Below are 18,393 nucleotides of genomic sequence, written 5' to 3'. Positions count from 1 at the left end.
GCGGCCTTATCCGATACGACGAACCGGCCGCGCACGTCGCGCGGCGCATCGAAACGAACCCGACGCGGCGCCGTAGCGCCGCGCGAGACGAGACAGAGGATTCACAGCATGGCAAGCCTTTCCATCCGTGACGTGTACAAGACCTACCCGAACGGGGTGCCGGTCCTGAAGGGTGTCGACATCGAGATCGAGGACGGACAGTTCCTGATCCTGGTCGGCGGTTCGGGCTGCGGGAAATCGACGCTGCTTAACATGATCGCCGGGCTCGAGACCGTGACGAGCGGCGAGATCTGCATCGACGGCAAGGTCGTCAACGACCTGTCGCCGAAGGATCGCGACATCGCGATGGTGTTCCAGTCGTACGCGCTGTATCCGTCGATGACGGTGCGCGAGAACATCTCGTTCGGCCTGAACATCCGCAAGGTGCCGAAGAACGAACAGCAGCAGATCGTCGACCGCGTGTCGCAGATGCTGCAGATCCAGCATCTGCTCGACCGCAAGCCGGGCCAGCTGTCGGGCGGCCAGCGCCAGCGCGTCGCGATGGGCCGCGCGCTCGCGCGCGATCCGTCGCTGTTCCTGTTCGACGAGCCGTTGTCGAACCTCGACGCGAAGCTGCGCATCGAGATGCGCGCGGAAATCAAGCTGCTGCATCAGCGCCTCGGCACGACGATCGTCTACGTGACGCACGACCAGATCGAGGCGATGACGCTCGGCGACCGGATCGCGGTGATGAAGGACGGCGTGGTCCAGCAGTTCGGCGCGCCGCAGGAGATCTACGATTCGCCGTCGAACCTGTTCGTCGCGGGCTTCATCGGCGCGCCGCCGATGAACTTCATCAACGGCAAGCTGGTCGAGCAGGGCAGCGGGATCGCGCTCGAGATCGACACGGGCCTCGCGCGCAGCGCGCTGAAGCTGCCGTTCGACGCGAAGCGGATGAACGGCCACGTCGGCCGCGAGGTGATCCTCGGCCTGCGTCCGGAGCGCATCACCGACGCGCGCAACGCGCACAACGGCGAGGCGTCGAGCCTGCAGCCGATCGACGTGCGCGTCGACGTGACCGAGCCGACCGGGCCGGACACGCACGTGTTCGCGCAGGTGAACGGCAAGCGCATCGTGAGCCGCGTGCATCCGGCCGCGAACCCGCAGCCGGGGCAGACGCAGTCGCTGCTGTTCGACGTGTCGAAGGCCGTGCTGTTCGATCCGGCGTCGGAAGAGCGGATCGCGTGATGCGGCGTTCGTGCTGAATGAAGGAGAAGGGGCCGTCTCGAATGAGCGGCCCCTTTTGTTTTGGCGCTGAAGTTGGAGTTGCGGCGGCAGTCAGTGCGGCAGCCGCACGTCGAACTTGAACGTCGCGAGCCGCGCGGCGAGGATGAAGCCGGTCGCGAGCAGCACGCTGTACACCGAATCGAACTGCAGCCACACGAGCAGCAGGTAGAACCAGCAGCCGACGAATGCGCAGGTCGCGTAAGGCCGCGAATCGCGCAGGATCAGCGGGATGTCGTTGCACAGCACGTCGCGGATGATCCCGCCGACCACGCCGGTGATCACGCCCATCATCACCGCGATGAAGCGCGGCATTTCGGCGTCGAGCGCGATCGCCGTGCCCGAGATGCTGAAGATGCCGAGCCCGATCGCGTCGGCGACCAGCAGCAGCCGCTCGGCCGACAGCCGCGACAGCATCCGCAGCACGAACGGCGCGAACAGCGCGAGCACGAAGATCGCGATCACGTAGTCGTCGTGCACGACCCAGTAGAACGGCCGGCGCTCGAGCAGGATGTCGCGCAGCGTGCCGCCGCCGAACGCGGTGGCGAGCGCGACGACGAACGTGCCGACCGAGTCGAGGCGGTTCTTGCGCGCCTCGATGAAACCCGAAATCGCAAATGCCAGCGTGGCGATCGCCTCCAGTACGGCGATCGCGAGCGTCAGCCTAGGATGCGGCACGCGGCCCCCGGTCGGCGGGCGCCGCGAGCGGCTGCAGCAGCACGAGCACGGCGCCCGCGCCGCCGTCGATGCCGCGCGCCTCGCAGAATGCGATCACTTCTTCCTTCTGCACGAGCCACGCGCGCACCTTGCCTTTCAGCACGGGTTCCTTGCCGATCGAGCCGAGCCCCTTGCCGTGGATCACGCGCAGGCAGCGCAGCCCCTTCTTGCCGGCTTCGCGGATGAATTCGGCAAGCGCGTCGCGTGCCTCGTCGCGGCGCATTCCGTGCAGGTCGAGCTGCGCCTGCACGATCCACGCGCCGCTCCTCAGCTTGCGCACGACGTCGCGGCTGATGCCGGGGCGGTGGTAATACAGCGAGTCGTCGCTGTCGAGCAGCGTTTCGGGATCGAATTCGTCGGACAGCGTCGCGTTCAGCACGTCTTCCTCGTCGCGCTGCGTCTGCTTCGGCACCGGGTCGGGCGGCATGCGGCCGGACACCGCGCGCGGCGGCGCGTTCAGCGGCCGGATCGCGCCGATTTCGTTGCGGAACAGGTTCGCGTCGGCTTCCGCCTTGCGTTCGGCCTTCGCGGTTTCGATGCGCTCGCGTTCGCGGCGATCGGCTTCGCCTTGCAGCGACTTGCGCAGCGCGCCGAGGCCGGCGAGGCCCTGGCCGCGCAACGCGGCCGGATCGGGCGCGGGCGGCGCGGCGGCCGGCGCGGGGTTCGCGGGACGGGCGGCGATCTGCCGCTTCGCGGGATCGCTCGGATGGGGCTGGTTCTTCGCCATGATTCGATAGCAGGGCAGGCGCGTTCGGGCGCGCGGGCAAAAAAAAGCCGCTGCGCGGCGGCAGCGGCTTTCCGTTCGGGCCCGCTTCGCGGCAGCGGACGCCATTGTAGCGCCCGGCGCGGCACGGCTTGCGGCTTACTTCTTGACGTGCAGGCTTTCGAGGTAGCGCTGCGCGTCGAGCGCGGCCATGCAGCCCGTGCCCGCGCTCGTGATCGCCTGGCGGTACACGTTGTCCTGCACGTCGCCCGCGGCGAACACGCCCGGCACGCTCGTCGACGTGGCGTTGCCGTGCAGGCCGCTCTTCGTCAGGATGTAGCCGTCCTTCATCTCGAGCTGGCCCTGGAACAGGTCGGTGTTCGGCTTGTGGCCGATCGCGACGAACACGCCCTGCACGTTCAGGTCTTCCGTCGCGCCGGTCTTCACGTTCTTGATGCGCAGGCCCGTGACGCCCGAATCGGCGCCCGTCACCTCGTCGAGCACGTGATCCCACTTGATCACGACGGCGCCTTCCTTTTCCTTCTCCAGCAGGCGGTCGATCAGGATCGGCTCCGCGCGGAACTTGTCGCGGCGATGGATCACCGTGACCTTCTTCGCGATGCCCGTCAGGTAGAGCGCTTCCTCGACGGCCGTGTTGCCGCCGCCGATCACCGCGACTTCCTGGCCGCGATAGAAGAAGCCGTCGCAGGTCGCGCAGGCCGACACGCCCTTGCCCATGAACGCTTCCTCGGACGGCAGGCCGAGATACTGCGCGGACGCGCCGGTCGCGATGATCAGCGAGTCGCACGTGTATTCGCCCGAGTCGCCGATCAGGCGGATCGGCTGCTCGTGCAGCTTCGCGGTGTGGATGTGATCGAAGACGATTTCGGTGTTGAAGCGCTCGGCGTGCTCGAGGAAGCGCGCCATCAGCTCCGGACCCTGCACGCCTTTCGCATCTGCCGGCCAGTTTTCGACATCGGTCGTGGTCATCAGCTGGCCGCCCTGCGCGATGCCGGTGATCAGCACCGGGGACAGGTTGGCGCGTGCCGCGTAGACGGCAGCCGTGTAGCCGGCGGGGCCGGAACCGAGAATCAGGACTTTGGCGTGTTTGGGCGTGGACATGTGCGAATCCGTAAAAGGCGGCCGCGGCGGGCGGGATAGGGCTCGCCGTACGATCCGGGGTTGGCCGGGATGCCGTCATAGATGGGTATCAGTCGCGCATTATAAAGGCCCCGTTGCTGCGTTGCCGAACGAGAGTTTCAATCGAGGCGATAGTGTCGCGCGGCGCAACGGCCGCGCACGCGGGGCGGGCGGGACGCGCGGCGGCGCGTTGTCGCACGGGGGTTGCAGGGCGGGACGCAGGCTCGAAGCGGCGCGGCAGCGGTGCCCGGCGGGGAGCCGGACCGGGGCAAAAGGGCCGCTGCGGAGCACTTCCGCCAAGCCGGCCGTACCCCGTCCCCGTTATGTAACCGTCATTTACACTTGGCGGCCCGGTGCAGCGTTTACAATAAGCGCGATCGAACGACAGGCGGGCGCACGGCCCGTCCTCTTTATACGGATTCATGGCAAAAGCTCCTTATTCCGCCCAGGCACAGGCGTTGCCGCACCGGATGTCGAAGCTCCTCACGGAGATCCGCTGGATTCTCCAGGTCGCGCTCTGCGCATTTCTGGTGATGGCCCTGCTGAGCTACAGCCGGCGCGATCCGAGCTGGACGCACGCCGCGCAGGTGGACCACATCACGAACTGGGCCGGCCGCGTCGGCGCGTGGACGGCCGACATCATCCTGCTGCTGTTCGGCCTGTCGGCCTACTGGCTGATCGTGCCGCTCGGGCGGCGCATCGCCGTCAACTACCGTCGCATCACGCGCCACGAGGCGATTCCCGACGAACCCGAGCGGCCGATCGGCTGGCTCACCGAGATCTTCGCGTTCGTGCTCGTCGTGCTGGCGTGCGACGGCATCGAGGCGCTGCGCATGTGGTCGCTGAAGGTGCAGTTGCCGCGTGCGCCGGGCGGCGTCGTCGGCGAGGCCGTCGCCGGTGCGATGTCGCATGCGTTCGGCTTCACGGGCGGCACGCTGCTGCTGCTGATCGCGCTCGCGATCGGCCTGTCGCTGTATTTCCGCTTCTCGTGGCTGTCGGTCGCCGAGCGCGTCGGCGGCGCGATCCTGTCCGCCGTCAACGTCGCGAAGCTGCGCCGCGAGGCCGAGCGCGACCGCAAGCTCGGCGAGGCCGCGGCCGTGCGCCGCGAAGGCAAGGTCGAAGAGGAGCGCGTGCGCATCGAGGATCACGAGCCCGTGACGATCGTGCCGCCGGTCGTCACGCCGGCGAAGTCCGAGCGCGTCGAGCGCGAGCGCCAGGTGCCGCTGTTCACCGACCTGCCGGGCGATTCGACGCTGCCGCCGGTGTCGCTGCTCGATCCCGCGCCGAAGACGCAGGAAGCGATTTCGGCCGATACGCTCGAATTCACGTCGCGCCTGATCGAGAAGAAGCTGAAGGATTTCGGCGTCGAGGCGAGCGTGGTTGCCGCGTATCCGGGCCCGGTCGTCACGCGCTACGAGATCGAGCCGGCCACCGGCGTGAAGGGCAGCCAGATCGTCAACCTCGCGAAGGATCTCGCGCGCTCGCTGTCGCTCGTGTCGATCCGCGTCGTCGAGACGATCCCCGGCAAGAACTACATGGCGCTCGAACTGCCGAACCAGCGCCGCCAGACCGTGCACCTGTCCGAGATCATCGGCTCCGAAGTGTATGCGGCCGCATCGTCGGCGCTGACGCTGAGCCTCGGCAAGGACATCGGCGGCAAGCCCGTGTGCGCGGATCTCGCGAAGATGCCGCACCTGCTCGTTGCCGGCACGACCGGTTCGGGCAAGTCGGTCGGGATCAACGCGATGATCCTGTCGCTGCTGTACAAGGCGACCGCCGAGCAGGTGCGCCTGATCCTGATCGATCCGAAGATGCTCGAAATGAGCGTCTACGAAGGCATTCCGCACCTGCTGTGCCCGGTCGTCACCGACATGCGCCAGGCCGGCCACGCGCTGAACTGGACGGTCGCGGAGATGGAGCGGCGCTACAAGCTGATGAGCAAGCTCGGCGTGCGCAACCTCGCGGGCTACAACAACAAGATCGACGACGCGGCGAAGCGCGAGGAGAAGTTGCCGAACCCGTTCAGCCTGACGCCGGAAGATCCCGAGCCGCTCGGCCGCCTGCCGAACATCGTCGTCGTGATCGACGAGCTGGCCGACCTGATGATGGTCGTCGGCAAGAAGGTCGAGGAGCTGATCGCGCGGATCGCGCAGAAGGCGCGCGCGGCCGGCATTCATCTGATCCTCGCGACGCAGCGTCCGTCGGTCGACGTGATCACGGGCCTGATCAAGGCGAACGTGCCGACGCGAATCGCGTTCCAGGTGTCGTCGAAGATCGACTCGCGCACGATCCTCGATCAGATGGGCGCCGAATCGCTGCTCGGGATGGGCGACATGCTGTACCTGCCGCCGGGCAGCGGGCTGCCCGTGCGCGTGCACGGCGCGTTCGTCGGCGACGACGAAGTGCATCGCGTCGTCGAGAAGCTCAAGGAGCAGGGCGAGCCGAACTACGTCGAGGGCCTGCTCGAAGGCGGCACCGCCGACGGCGACGAGGGCTCGGCCGGCGCGGGAACCGGCGAAGGCGGCGGTGAGTCTGATCCGCTGTACGACCAGGCGGTCGAGATCGTCATCAAGAACCGCCGCGCGTCGATCTCGCTCGTGCAGCGTCACCTGCGGATCGGCTATAACCGCGCGGCACGGCTGCTCGAGCAGATGGAGCAGTCGGGGCTCGTATCGGCGATGTCGTCGAGCGGCAACCGCGAAATTCTTGTGCCGGCGCGCGACGCGGAATGAGTCCGCGGCGCCCGCAGCGCCGGCCACCCACGGAGAAAACCGCAATATGCAGCAACATTCGTTCGCAATGTCTCTTCGTTCGACGCGGCGCTGGCTCGGTGCGGCGTTCGCCGGCGCATCGCTGATGCTCGCGGCGACGCACGCGTTCGCGGGCGGTACCGAGCAACTGAAGGCCTTCGTGTCGCAGGTGCGTTCGGCGAAGGGCGACTTCACGCAGCAGATCGTCAAGGCGCCGGCCAAGGGCGCGAGCGCCGCGCAGGCCGCGCCGAAGCCCACCGACAATTCGAGCGGCACGTTCGTGTTCGCGCGGCCGGGCAAGTTCATCTGGACGTACCAGAAGCCGTACCAGCAGGTGCTGCAGGCCGACGGCGACAAGCTCTACGTGTACGACCGCGACCTGAACCAGGTCACCGAGCGCAAGCTGAACGGCGCGCTGGGCGCGAGCCCCGCCGCGATCCTGTTCGGCAGCAACGATCTCGACAAGAACTACACGCTGCGCGATGCCGGCGAGAAGGGCGGCATCGAATGGCTCGAGATGCTGCCGAAGGCGCAGGACACGCAGTTCCAGCGGATCGGCATCGGCTTCCGGAACGGCACGCTCGCCGCGATGGAACTGCATGACGTGTTCGGCAACGTCACGCTGCTGACGTTTACGAACATCCAGACGAATCCGCCGCTGAAGGGCGATACGTTCAAGTTCGTCGTGCCGAAGGGCGCCGACGTGATCAACGGCTGACCGGCGCCACGCGCCGCTTTTCCGCAACGGGCCTGCCGGCGACGGCGGGCCCGTGTCGTTTGCGGGCGCGGGCACCGGGCGCGGGCACCAGACACCAGGCGCGGCGGCGCCGTCGCGCGGCTGTCATAATGTCGGGTCCGGCGGCCGGTTCGGCCGCCATCGTTTGATGTGGAGCGAGGGTTCATGTCCGACCTGTTTCAAGTCGAGCCGCGCCGGCCGCTCGCCGAGGCGCTGCGGCCGAAGACACTCGCCGAGGTGATCGGCCAGACGCATCTGCTGGGCGAAGGCAAGCCGCTGCGGCTCGCGTTCGAATCGGGCAAGCCGCATTCGATGATCCTGTGGGGGCCGCCCGGCGTCGGCAAGACGACGCTCGCGCGGCTCACCGCGCTCGCGTTCGACTGCGAGTTCATTGCGCTGTCCGCGGTGCTCGGCGGCGTGAAGGACATCCGCGAGTCGATGGAGCAGGCGAAGGACACGCTGAACCGCACCGGCCGCCACACCATCCTGTTCGTCGACGAGATCCACCGCTTCAACAAGGGGCAGCAGGATGCGTTGTTGCCGTTCGTCGAGTCGGGGCTCGTGACCTTCATCGGAGCGACGACCGAGAACCCGAGCTTCGAGGTCAACTCGGCCTTGTTGTCGCGCGCGCAGGTGTACGTGCTGAAGTCGCTGGACGACGACGAGATGCGCCAGTTGCTGAAGCGCGCGCAGGAAATCGCGCTCGACGGCCTAGCGTTCGACGACAAGGCGATCGATACGCTGGTCGGTTATGCGGACGGCGACGCGCGGCGCTTCCTGAACCTGCTCGAACAGGCGCAGACGGCGGCATCGTCGGCCGGCGTCGCGACGATCGACGCCGAATTCGTCAGCAGCGCGATGACGCTGAACGCGCGGCGCTTCGACAAGGGCGGCGACAACTTCTACGACCAGATCTCGGCGCTGCACAAGTCGGTGCGCGGTTCGAGCCCCGACGGCGCGCTGTACTGGTTCTGCCGGATGATCGACGGCGGCGCGGATCCGAAGTATCTCGCGCGGCGCATTGTGCGGATGGCGTGGGAAGACATCGGCCTCGCCGATCCGCGCGCGCTGCAGATGGCGAACGACGCGGCCGAGACCTACGAGCGGCTCGGCTCGCCGGAAGGCGAACTCGCGCTCGGGCAGGCGGTGATCTATCTCGCGTGCGCGGCGAAGAGCAACGCCGGCTACAACGCGTTCAACCAGGCGATGGCGTTCGTGAAGCAGGACAAGTCGCGCGAGGTGCCCGTGCATCTGCGCAACGCGCCGACCAAGCTGATGAAGGAACTCGGCTACGGCCACGCGTACCGTTACGCGCACGACGAACCGAACGCGTATGCGGCCGGCGAAACGTACCTGCCGGACGGGGTGCGCGAGCCGCACTGGTACAAGCCGGTGCCGCGCGGGCTCGAATCGAAGATCGCCGACAAGCTCGCGTGGCTGCGCGAGCTCGACCGCGAGGCCGGCAAGAAGGACTGACGGGCGGCGCGCGGCCCGGCCGGCGCCGTACCGGATGCGTCAGCGCTTGCGGCCCGGCTGTTGTTTCTTCCAGTACTCGAACGGCTCTTCGTGGCAGTCGATGTCGAGCTCGGCGACCCGCGCGTGCAGGCGTTCCTGCGCGTCGGCGATCGCGAGGTTGTAGATCGCGGGCGCGATCTCCTCGACGAAGAAGTGCAGCAGCGCGCCGGCCTGGATGTTGCCGATCGGCTCGTCCATGTTTTCTGTGAAATAGCGTTGCAGCGACGCGATTGCGCGGTCGCGTACTTCCTTGTCCAGTTCGATGGCCATCGGGTTCCTTGAATGGCGGTGATGCGGATGCGGGTGCGTCGTACGACGCGTTGCGTGCGGCCGGTGCAGGCGTTTCGCCGTCCGCAATGGTTTGGCACAATGTGACGCCCCGGCCGCTTAGGCAAGCCGGTATGGCGATACTGCCACGACCGGCCGTTTTCGGGCATCGTCCATCAGGCCGGTGCCGTGGCGGCCGCGCGGTGCGTTAGAATTCCCGTCTCATACAACGATTTTCCAAGTCCTCCCATGCTCGACATCCAGTTGCTGCGCAAAGACCTCGACGGCGTCGCCAAGCGCCTCGCCGATCGCGGCTACACCCTCGACATCGCCGCGTTCTCCGCACTCGAAGCGGAACGCCGCGCGATCCAGACCCGCACCGAAGAGCTCCAGGCGCGCCGCAACAGCCTGTCGAAGCAGATCGGCGCGATGAAGGGGAAGGGCGAGGACACGTCGGCCGTGATGGCCGAGGTCGGCGGGATCGGCGACGAGATGAAGGCGGGAGAAGCCAAGCTCGGCGACATCCAGGCGCGCTTGTCCGACCTGATGCTGGGCATGCCGAACGTCGCGCACGAAAGCGTGCCGGTCGGCAACGACGAAGCCGACAACGTCGAGGCGCGCCGCTGGGGCACGCCGCGCCAGTTCGACTTCGAGGTGAAGGATCACGTCGATGTCGGCACGCCGCTCGGCCTCGATTTCGAGACGGGCGCGAAGCTCGCCGGCGCGCGCTTCACGATGCTGCGCGGCCCGATCGCACGCCTGCACCGCGCACTCGCGCAGTTCATGATCGACACGCACACGCAGCAGCACGGCTACACCGAAACGTATACGCCGTACATCGTGAACCCGGAGATCCTCTACGGCACGGGCCAGTTGCCGAAGTTCGCGGATGACATGTTCAGGGTCGAGAAGGGCGGCGCGGAGAATACGGTCACGCAATACCTGATCTCCACGTCCGAGATCTCGTTGACGAACACCGTGCGCGAGTCGATCGTCGACGCGTCCGCGCTGCCGATCAAGCTGACCGCGCATTCCCCGTGCTTCCGCTCGGAAGCCGGTTCGTACGGCCGCGACACGCGCGGGATGATCCGCCAGCACCAGTTCGACAAGGTCGAGATGGTGCAGGTCGTCGCACCGGAAACGTCGTACGCGGCGCTCGACGAGATGGTCGGCCATGCGGAGGCGATCCTGCAGAAGCTTGGTCTGCCGTACCGCGTGATCACGCTGTGCACGGGCGACATGGGCTTCTCGGCCGCGAAGACGTTCGACCTCGAGGTGTGGCTGCCCGCGCAGAACACCTATCGCGAGATCTCGAGCTGCTCGAACACCGAGGCGTTCCAGGCGCGCCGGATGCAGGCGCGTTTCCGCAACGCGCAGGGCAAGCCCGAGCTCGTGCATACGCTGAACGGTTCGGGTCTCGCGGTCGGCCGTACGCTCGTCGCGGTGCTGGAGAACTACCAGAACGCGGACGGCTCGGTCACGGTGCCGGAAGTGCTGCGTCCGTACATGGGCGGCATGGAGCGGATCGACGCGCCGGCACAGGCGTCGTGAAATCGGCTACCGAAGCCCTCGCAAAAAATTGCGGAAAGGGCTTGTCAGCTCAGAAAAGATCGTTTTATAATCTTTTCTTTCCCGGACATGACCAACCGGGAAGTGCAGTAAAACGGAGAGGTGGCAGAGTGGTCGAATGTACCTGACTCGAAATCAGGCGTACGGTTTCCCCGTACCGTGGGTTCGAATCCCACCCTCTCCGCCAGAATACGAAACCCCTTGATCCGAAAGGATCAAGGGGTTTTTCGTTTTGGGTCTGCGTCGCGATGTGTCGATTGGCCGTTGCAGTGGCAACGGTTTTGGCCATCGGCACATCGGACGTGCTGATGCGATGACGACGAACTGCGCGCACGATCGTGGCGATTGCGCGAATCGGCCTGTGCATCGTCGCGCTTGCCGCCTTCAGCCGGGCTGTCGTGGCACTCGACTACCTATGCGTCGCGCCAGCACAGCCGTCGATCGTGGGCGATCTCGTCCGGTTCGACGCATTGCCCGGCTTTCACTGGCCCGACCTGTATCGCTGGTGAGCACGCACGCCGAGCTGCACCTTGTGCTCGAGTTCGCCTATCGCAGCAGCATCGTGCAACTGATCGCCGTACCGTTCGTCCTTGCGAGCACGCGGCGGCATGACGATCTCGCCGAATTCATCGCGTTGTTTCCATGCGCGCTGCTTGCCGTTGTCCTCGTCTCGAACTGCCGCGACAGACGGGCAGCATGCGACACATCCGACCTGATCGGTCTGCGCTGCGCTGCCGGTCCTTGCCGCTTTCCTCAGTTTTAAGCCTTTGCGTCCCGCGCCGTTAACACGGTGCGGCGGCCGGCGCCCGTGCCGGGCCGCATCGTCCCCCCGTCGATTGAAGGTCCCATGAAGCTGAGCTACAAGATTCCCCTCGCATTCGCCGTTGCGCTGTTGCTGATGTTCGGTGGTGCGCTGTACGGCATCCACATCCTCAACCGATCGATCAATACGTTCGCCGAAGACGTGCAGACGAACGTCGGCGACGAACGGCTCGTGTCGGCCACGCTCTTGCAGTTCAAGTTGCAGGTGCAGGAATGGAAGGACACGCTGCTGCGCGGCAAGCAGCCCGACAAGCTCGACCGGTACTGGCAGGCGTTCCAGACGCGCGAGCGGACGGTCGATTCGCTCGCTGCGCAGCTCGTCCGTCAGTTGCCGCCTGGCGACAGCCGCTCGCTCGTCGAGCAGTTCATGCGTGCGCACACGGCGATGGGCGACGGCTACCGGCGCGGCTTCGACGCGTTCAAGGCGGCCGGCTTCGAGCCATCGGCCGGCGATACCGCCGTCACGGGCGTCGACCGCGAACCGGCTGCGCTGCTGGAGCGGGCCGCGAAGTCGATCGCCGACGAGAGCGCCGCCGTGTCGGCGCAGGCGAGCCGGGACGCGCAGCGCGCGACTACCGCGAGCCTCGCGCTGATGCTGGTCGTGCTCGGCGTCGCGATGGTCGGCGCGTTCCTGTTCAGCCGTGCGATCCTGCGTCCGCTCGACCGTGCGGTGGCGTGTGCGCAGGCCGTCGCCGGCGGCGACCTGACGCGCGACGTCGATGCAACCGGCCGCGACGAGATCGCCGATCTGCTGCGTGCGCTGCAGGCGATGCAGACGAGCCTGTCGGGCGTCGTGCTCGAGGTGCGGACGCATGCCGAAGCCGTCGCGACGGCGAGCGCGCAGATCGCTTCGGGCAATCACGATCTGTCGTCGCGTACCGAATCGCAGGCCGCGTCGCTCGAGGAGACGGCGGCCAGCATGACCGAACTGACCGGCATCGTGCGCCAGTCGGCCGAACACGCGCAGCATGCGGCGCAGCTTGCGCGCGACGCATCGAACATCGCGTCCGCAGGCGGCGGCGTGATGACGGACGCCGTCCGCACGATGAACGGCATCGCCGACAGCGCGGCAAAGGTCGGCGAAATCATTGCGGTAATCGACGGCATCGCGTTCCAGACCAACATCCTCGCGCTGAACGCGGCCGTCGAGGCGGCACGCGCGGGCGAGCAGGGTCGCGGCTTCGCGGTCGTCGCGGCGGAGGTGCGCACGCTCGCGCAGCGCAGCGCGTCGGCCGCGAAGGAGATCAAGGGGCTCATCGAGCAATCGACGCAGCGGGTCGACGAGGGTGCCGTGCTGATCGGCCGCGCGGGAGAGTCGATTCACGAGATCGTCGGCGCGGTGCAGCGCGTCACGACGATCGTCGGCGAGATCTCGTCCGCGTCGCAGGAGCAGAGCGGCGGCATCCAGCAGGTGAACGTCGCGGTCACGCAGATGGACGAAGCGACACAGCGCAACGCGGCGCTCGTCGAGCAGGCCACGGCCGCGACGCAGGCGCTGGCCGAGCAGGCGAGTGCGCTGCGGCACGCGGTGGCCGTGTTCAGGTTGCCGGAAATGGCGTGACGGCGTCGCCGTTGCGCCTGGCTCAAACGGAACCGGATGCCGTCGCGCCAGCGGCTTTCAGCGGCACGCGCCGTGGCGAACGCGTGCCGATTCCCGCCGGCCCGTCATCCGCAATCATGCCGCGGCTGGATACTGCGCGAGCACCCGGGCGCGAATCGACGGCTTGATGTTCGATTGCGCCATGTCGCCGCCGTAGTGCGCGACGACGCGCGGATTCATCACCCGATACCAGAGCGGCGGCACGTAAGCGAACAGGATCATCGTCGCGTAGCCGGCCGGCAGTTGCGGCGAATCGTCGAAGTGGCGCAGCGCCTGGTACGAACGCGTCGGATTCGCGTGATGGTCGGCGTGCCGCTGCAACTGGTACAGGAACAGGTTGGTGACGACGTGATTGCTGTTCCACGAATGCTGCGGCGTGCAGCGCTCGTAGCGGCCGCTCGGCAGCTTGCGGCGGCCGAGTCCGTAGTGCTCGACGTAGTTCACGACTTCGAGCAGCGACGCGCCGTAGACGGCCTGGATCACGAGGAACGGGATCACCACTTTGCCGGCCATCGCGATCGCAATGCCCCACACGACGACGGTCATCGCCCACGCGTGCAGCACCTCGTTGCGCCAGGTCCACGGCGAATGCCCGAGCCGCTCGAGGCGTGCCTTTTCGAGCCGCCACGCCGAGCGGATGCTGCCGGTCACGGTGCGCGGCAGGAACGCCCAGAACGACTCGCCGTAGCGCGCGCTCGCCGGATCTTCGGCCGTCGCGACGCGCACGTGGTGGCCGCGGTTGTGCTCGACGTAGAAGTGGCCGTACGCGACCGGCGCGAGCGTGATCTTCGCGAGCCAGCGTTCGAAGCGGTTCGTCTTGTGCCCGAGTTCGTGAGCGGTATTGATCGAGATGCCCGTAGCGGCGCCGAGCGACAGCGCGAAGCCGACGTAGTCGTACCACGCGAGCGTGTGCGTGCCGACGATCCATACGCACATGAAGAATGCGACGTACTCGACGAGCGTCGCGAGATAGACGATGAACCGGTAATAACGCTCCCGTTCGAGATGTGGCACGACGGCTTCGGGCGGATTGTCGCGATCGTCGCCGATCAGCGTGTCGAGGATCGGGATCACGCCGAACGCGAACAGCGGGCCGAACCACCAGAACACGTGAAGGCCCGTCGAAAGCGCGAGCTGGGCGGAGAGGATCGGCAGCGTGATCGTCAGCGCGCCGAGCAGCCACAGATATCGCTTGCCATCCGACCAGCCCGAAGCCGATCCGTCGGTCATTGCCATTGTCTCCCTCCAGTCGGCCGGCCCGGTGGGCGACCGCATGCACGGTTGTTCGAATCCTCGTTGGCCCGCGACACGCGCGGTGGCGCCGGATCGTCGTCCGGTTCTGCCTGTTATACGACCCGCGCACACGCTTTCCAAACCCCGGCGCTAGGCGCGAGGCTCCAAACGAAGGGGCGCGTGCGACGCATGTCTGGAAGGGCCGGCACGCGCCGATTGAAACATGCCGGGGAGGCCGGATCGGCCCGCGTGATCCGCTTGTTTGTCAGATGATTGGCGCGGTGTGGCGCGCGCGGGTATCGTCCCGCGGGCTCGCAACGAATGTTGCGGTGCAATAAGCAAAATGGGGCTGATATCGGCGGGGCACCTGTTTCGGCTACATATGTTACGGATCATTACAGCCTCCGGGACGAGATGCAAAGCGCCCGAAACGCGTCTGCCGCGTATCGCAAGGCGAACGAAGCGAGGCGTCGAACGAAGAGGCCGCGGCTGCCGTCCATCGACACGCGTCGATACGCCGATGCTGCATCTGCACACCGGTTGGTACACGCCGCCAGCGGCGACGCCTGTCGCCTTTCGATTCGCGCCGCCGTTTGAAAATAACGATTTGACTCATGCCCCGCTTTCGGTTGAAGCTACTAGCTTGCTGTCCGAAGGGGGCTGTGCCTGCATGAGTTCGACCTTGACCGTTCGTCGTATCGTTGCCGACCAGGGCGGCGTGTATCGCGAACTCCGCGCCGCGTCGCTGCGTGAGCCCTACGCACCCGGCGAAGCGCCGGAGGCCGAATTGCTGAACGTCGAAACGGACGCAGCGTCGGCGATTGCCGCGCAGCGTGCCGTGTCCGACGAGTCGACGACTTTCCTGCTGTACACCGAAGGCCATCCGGCCGGCATGATCGGCGCGTATTTCGACAACACGCCCGACCGGCGTGCGTTCGTCAGCGAGCTGTGGGTCGCGCACGCGGTACGTCACCTGCGCGGCGGCGTGCTGCTGCTGGAAACGGCCACCGCGTGGCTCGCCGAGCGCGGTGCCCGGGAGGTCTATGCATGGATCGCCGATGCGAACCGCAACGCGATCCGTTTCTACGAGCGCGCAGGTTTCGGCAACACCGGCGAACACGCGCCGATCGCGCGGATGCCCGGCGCGATGAAATCGCTGTTCGTGTCGCAAGTGAAGCACTGACGTGACGCCCGCGCGGCGCGATGAAGGTCTGGTCGCCCGCCTGCCTGCCCATCTGCCGGTTGCGCGCCCGCCCGGGCCATCGCAACCCGGTGTCCCAAAAATAATGGCCGCGCGCGTGGACGCCTGTAAAATACGCAAAAAATTTTTGCAGAGTGTCCATGTCGCTTAAAAAATCGCCATTCTTCGAGCTGCGCAGCGGATCGGTCGATACGTTGCTGTTCACCGTGAAGACGACCGATCTCGACGCGTTGCGTGCCGAACTGGTCAAGCGCTTCGAAGCGACTCCCGAGTTTTTTGCCGACGATGTCGTCGCGATCGACGTCCGCCGCCTGGCGGAGGGCGAGCGCGTCGCGCTGGCCGATATCCGCCAGATGCTGAACGACGTGCGGATGCGTCCGGTGGGCGTGGTCGCATCGGCAACGCAGGGCTGGGCGGGGGAAGCCGGCCTGCCGTTGCTCGAGGCGCGCGATCGCCGCGTGCCGGCCGCGAAGCCGGCCGAGGGCTCGGAAGCGTCGCCGGTCGCCGAGGCCGTCGTCGCTGCAGCCGCCGCGGCGGCGCCCGAACAGGCGTCCGAGCCGGCGCCGGCGTCGAACCAGACGGGCGGCCAGACGCTCGTGATCGACCGGCCGTTGCGTTCGGGGCAGCAGATTTACGCGAAAGGAGACCTCGTGGTGCTCGCGCCGGTCAGTCACGGCGCGGAGATCATCGCGGAAGGCAATATCCACATCTACGCGCCGTTGCGCGGCCGCGCACTCGCGGGCGTGCACGGCAATCACGACGCGCGCATTTTCTGCACGTGTCTCGAACCGGAACTGATTTCGATCGCGGGTATCTATCGAACAACCGAGAACCCGTTGCCCGCCGAAGTACTGGGCAAAGCGGTGCAGATCCGGCTCGAAGAGGAAAAACTGATGATCGAACCGCTGCGCCTGACGTAATTCACGCGGTGCGCGCCGGATCGATCGGCTCTCATTGACGAACACAGGGTATTGGGTAAATGGCAAAAATCATCGTGGTGACCTCGGGCAAGGGCGGCGTGGGCAAGACGACGACGAGCGCGAGCTTTGCGTCCGGTATCGCGCTGCGCGGCCACAAGACGGCCGTGATCGACTTCGACGTCGGCCTGCGCAACCTCGATCTCATCATGGGCTGCGAGCGCCGCGTGGTGTACGACCTCGTGAACGTGATCCAGGGCGAAGCGAACCTGAACCAGGCGCTGATCAAGGACAAGAAGTGCGAGAACCTGTTCATCCTGCCGGCGTCGCAGACGCGCGACAAGGATGCGCTGACGCGCGACGGTGTCGAGAAGGTGCTGAACGACCTGGTCGCGATGGACTTCGAATACATCGTCTGCGATTCGCCGGCCGGCATCGAGGCCGGCGCGCTGCACGCGATGTACTTCGCGGACGAGGCGCTGATCGTCACGAACCCGGAAGTGTCGTCGGTGCGCGACTCGGACCGCATTCTCGGCATCCTGTCGTCGAAGACGAAGCGCGCGACCGAAGGCAAGGATCCGATCAAGGAGCACCTGCTGATCACGCGCTACAGCCCGAAGCGCGTGAGCGAAGGCGAGATGCTGTCGCTCGAGGACATCAGCGAGATCCTGCGCATCAAGCTGATCGGCGTGGTGCCCGAGTCGGAAGCCGTGCTGCACGCGTCGAACCAGGGCCTGCCGGCCGTGCACATCGACGGCACCGACGTCGCCGAAGCGTACAAGGACGTCGTCGCGCGCTTCCTCGGCGAGGACAAGCCGCTGCGCTTCACCGATTACCAGAAGCCGGGCCTGCTGCAGCGCCTCTTCGGCAGCAAGTAACGGAGGCCGCCCATGTCCATCCTTTCGTTTCTCCTCGGCGAGAAGAAGAAGTCCGCATCGGTCGCGAAGGAGCGCCTTCAGCTCATCATCGCGCACGAACGGGTCGGCGGCCGGCCGCCGGCCGACTACCTGCCGGCGCTGCAGAAGGAGCTCGTCGCGGTCATCTCGAAGTACGTCCATATTTCGGACGATGACATCCGCGTGAGCCTCGAGCGCCAGGACGATCTCGAAGTCCTTGAAGTGAAGATCGAGATTCCGCAAGCCTGACGCTTGCCTGTCCCTCCGCACGGCGGCACCCGCCGCCGTGCGCGTCTTACGCCCTGTTGCACTTTCGGGCACGCCGTAACAACGCGTCTGTCGGCCGTTATCGGTCCTCCCGCATTGAACGAATACGCTTTGCGTTACTTGTTCAACCAGGAGGTTGTGATGGCTGTCTCTACCGTTCACCGTCGTATCGTTTCGCTCGCGCTGTTTGCCGCGGGCCTGTCAGCCGTCGCCGCGCCGTTTGCCGCGCATGCGGACGAGATTCTCGTCGGCGCACCCGTGATCGCGCCGCAGGGCCGCGTGGTCGTCGCCGAGCCGGTCGCCGTGCGCACCGAGGAAATCGTCGTCGTCGCGCCGAATGCGCCGCCGCCCGTGCGCTACGAGGTCCTGCCGACGGCGCGGGTGGGCTATGTGTGGGAGCGCGGTCACTGGCACTGGGACCATGGGCGCTACGAGTGGATCGGTGGTCACTGGGAAGCCGAGCGCGTCGGCATGCACTGGGTGCCGGGCCACTGGAATCAGCGGGGTCCGAACTGGTTCTGGACCCGCGGCCACTGGGCGTGACGGAGGCGCGTGATGAAAAGAACCGCAATCGCCATCGCGCTCGTCGCGATCACGCTGGCCGGGTGCATCGTCGTGCCGGCGCGGCCCGTCTACTACCGGCCGGCACCCGTCGTGATTTACTGAGCGTCGCGCGGGCCGGGCTGCGCCCCGCCCGCACCACCGGTGTCATATAAAAAAATACCAGCCCACCAGACCTAGAATTCGATCGCGGGTTGCGGGGTGGGGGGGTGTATGGGGGGGGGGGGGGGGGGGGG

General features: G+C 66.7%; 18 protein-coding genes and 1 tRNA gene. 14 read left to right on the top strand and 5 right to left on the bottom strand.

Annotation, left to right across the window (positions count from 1 at the left end):
- Positions 1–108: 108 nt before the first annotated feature.
- Positions 109–1,227, top strand: a complete 1,119-nt coding sequence (locus ACNQQL_RS16995; RefSeq protein ID WP_105393440.1) for an ABC transporter ATP-binding protein — start codon at positions 109–111, stop codon at positions 1,225–1,227.
- Between the two features lie 90 nt (positions 1,228–1,317).
- On the opposite strand, the gene ACNQQL_RS16990 is transcribed toward ACNQQL_RS16995, so the two are convergent.
- From ACNQQL_RS16990 to trxB, 3 genes are all read right to left on the bottom strand, one after another.
- Positions 1,318–1,941: a trimeric intracellular cation channel family protein gene (locus tag ACNQQL_RS16990; protein ID WP_204425958.1), complete on the bottom strand. Its 624-nt coding sequence runs from the start codon at positions 1,939–1,941 to the stop codon at positions 1,318–1,320.
- Positions 1,928–2,707 (bottom strand): Smr/MutS family protein, encoded by a 780-nt coding sequence (locus tag ACNQQL_RS16985; RefSeq protein WP_347064827.1) that lies wholly within the window; start codon positions 2,705–2,707, stop codon positions 1,928–1,930. The genes ACNQQL_RS16990 and ACNQQL_RS16985 overlap by 14 nt, the downstream gene beginning before the upstream one ends.
- 135 nt (positions 2,708–2,842) lie before the next feature.
- A complete protein-coding gene (trxB, locus tag ACNQQL_RS16980) occupies positions 2,843–3,805 on the bottom strand; it encodes a thioredoxin-disulfide reductase (RefSeq protein ID WP_347064826.1) in 963 nt (320 codons plus the stop codon).
- 440 nt (positions 3,806–4,245) lie between these two features.
- On the opposite strand from trxB, the gene ACNQQL_RS16975 reads away from it, so the two are divergent.
- The 3 genes from ACNQQL_RS16975 to ACNQQL_RS16965 all read left to right on the top strand — a co-directional run bounded on the left by ACNQQL_RS16975 (position 4,246) and on the right by ACNQQL_RS16965 (position 8,785).
- Positions 4,246–6,555, top strand: coding sequence for a DNA translocase FtsK (locus ACNQQL_RS16975; protein WP_347064825.1), 2,310 nt, complete (start codon positions 4,246–4,248; stop codon positions 6,553–6,555).
- Positions 6,556–6,601: 46 nt separating this feature from the next.
- Entirely contained in the window at positions 6,602–7,291 is a 690-nt protein-coding gene (gene lolA, locus ACNQQL_RS16970) for an outer membrane lipoprotein chaperone LolA (RefSeq protein ID WP_347064824.1), read from the top strand.
- 183 nt (positions 7,292–7,474) lie between these two features.
- On the top strand, positions 7,475–8,785 hold the full coding sequence (locus tag ACNQQL_RS16965; RefSeq protein ID WP_152855477.1) for a replication-associated recombination protein A: 1,311 nt from the start codon (positions 7,475–7,477) through the stop codon (positions 8,783–8,785).
- A gap of 39 nt (positions 8,786–8,824) precedes the next feature.
- Here the strand turns inward: ACNQQL_RS16965 and ACNQQL_RS16960 are convergent, their stop codons facing one another.
- Entirely contained in the window at positions 8,825–9,094 is a 270-nt protein-coding gene (locus ACNQQL_RS16960; RefSeq protein ID WP_034182967.1) for a DUF2164 domain-containing protein, read from the bottom strand.
- Positions 9,095–9,340: 246 nt separating this feature from the next.
- On the opposite strand from ACNQQL_RS16960, the gene serS reads away from it, so the two are divergent.
- The 5 genes from serS to ACNQQL_RS16935 all read left to right on the top strand — a co-directional run bounded on the left by serS (position 9,341) and on the right by ACNQQL_RS16935 (position 13,043).
- A complete protein-coding gene (serS, locus tag ACNQQL_RS16955; RefSeq protein ID WP_034182968.1) occupies positions 9,341–10,642 on the top strand; it encodes a serine--tRNA ligase in 1,302 nt (433 codons plus the stop codon).
- A gap of 114 nt (positions 10,643–10,756) precedes the next feature.
- Positions 10,757–10,847 (top strand) — tRNA-Ser (locus ACNQQL_RS16950).
- A 151-nt stretch (positions 10,848–10,998) separates the two neighbouring features.
- Positions 10,999–11,169: a hypothetical protein gene (locus ACNQQL_RS16945; RefSeq protein ID WP_347064823.1), complete on the top strand. Its 171-nt coding sequence runs from the start codon at positions 10,999–11,001 to the stop codon at positions 11,167–11,169.
- Positions 11,166–11,423: a phosphatase PAP2 family protein gene (locus tag ACNQQL_RS16940; RefSeq protein ID WP_347064822.1), complete on the top strand. Its 258-nt coding sequence runs from the start codon at positions 11,166–11,168 to the stop codon at positions 11,421–11,423. Before ACNQQL_RS16945 ends, ACNQQL_RS16940 begins: the two co-directional genes overlap by 4 nt.
- 84 nt (positions 11,424–11,507) lie before the next feature.
- Complete coding sequence (locus tag ACNQQL_RS16935; protein ID WP_347064821.1) at positions 11,508–13,043, top strand: methyl-accepting chemotaxis protein; 1,536 nt, start codon at positions 11,508–11,510, stop codon at positions 13,041–13,043.
- A 114-nt stretch (positions 13,044–13,157) separates the two neighbouring features.
- Here ACNQQL_RS16935 and ACNQQL_RS16930 read toward each other — a convergent pair whose 3' ends face one another.
- Positions 13,158–14,318, bottom strand: coding sequence for an alkane 1-monooxygenase (locus ACNQQL_RS16930; RefSeq protein WP_347064820.1), 1,161 nt, complete (start codon positions 14,316–14,318; stop codon positions 13,158–13,160).
- 517 nt (positions 14,319–14,835) lie between these two features.
- On the opposite strand from ACNQQL_RS16930, the gene ACNQQL_RS16925 reads away from it, so the two are divergent.
- The 5 genes from ACNQQL_RS16925 (at position 14,836) to ACNQQL_RS16905 (ending at position 18,139) form a co-directional block, all read left to right on the top strand.
- Positions 14,836–15,498, top strand: a complete 663-nt coding sequence (locus tag ACNQQL_RS16925; protein ID WP_239483370.1) for a GNAT family N-acetyltransferase — start codon at positions 14,836–14,838, stop codon at positions 15,496–15,498.
- A gap of 158 nt (positions 15,499–15,656) precedes the next feature.
- Positions 15,657–16,436 carry a septum site-determining protein MinC gene (minC, locus tag ACNQQL_RS16920; protein WP_347064819.1) on the top strand — a complete coding sequence of 260 codons (780 nt, stop codon included), beginning with the start codon at positions 15,657–15,659 and terminating at the stop codon, positions 16,434–16,436.
- Positions 16,437–16,495: 59 nt separating this feature from the next.
- A complete protein-coding gene (minD, locus tag ACNQQL_RS16915; RefSeq protein ID WP_034182973.1) occupies positions 16,496–17,311 on the top strand; it encodes a septum site-determining protein MinD in 816 nt (271 codons plus the stop codon).
- A 12-nt stretch (positions 17,312–17,323) separates the two neighbouring features.
- Complete coding sequence (minE, locus tag ACNQQL_RS16910) at positions 17,324–17,578, top strand: cell division topological specificity factor MinE (protein WP_006476634.1); 255 nt, start codon at positions 17,324–17,326, stop codon at positions 17,576–17,578.
- Between the two features lie 159 nt (positions 17,579–17,737).
- Positions 17,738–18,139 (top strand): YXWGXW repeat-containing protein, encoded by a 402-nt coding sequence (locus tag ACNQQL_RS16905; RefSeq protein WP_347064818.1) that lies wholly within the window; start codon positions 17,738–17,740, stop codon positions 18,137–18,139.
- Positions 18,140–18,393 lie beyond the last annotated feature (254 nt).

Source organism: Burkholderia sp. LFS061 (assembly GCF_047978125.1).
In the GTDB taxonomy this organism is placed as follows: Bacteria; Pseudomonadota; Gammaproteobacteria; order Burkholderiales; family Burkholderiaceae; genus Burkholderia; species Burkholderia pyrrocinia_C.
This window is presented reverse-complemented; position numbering and strand designations above follow the sequence as displayed.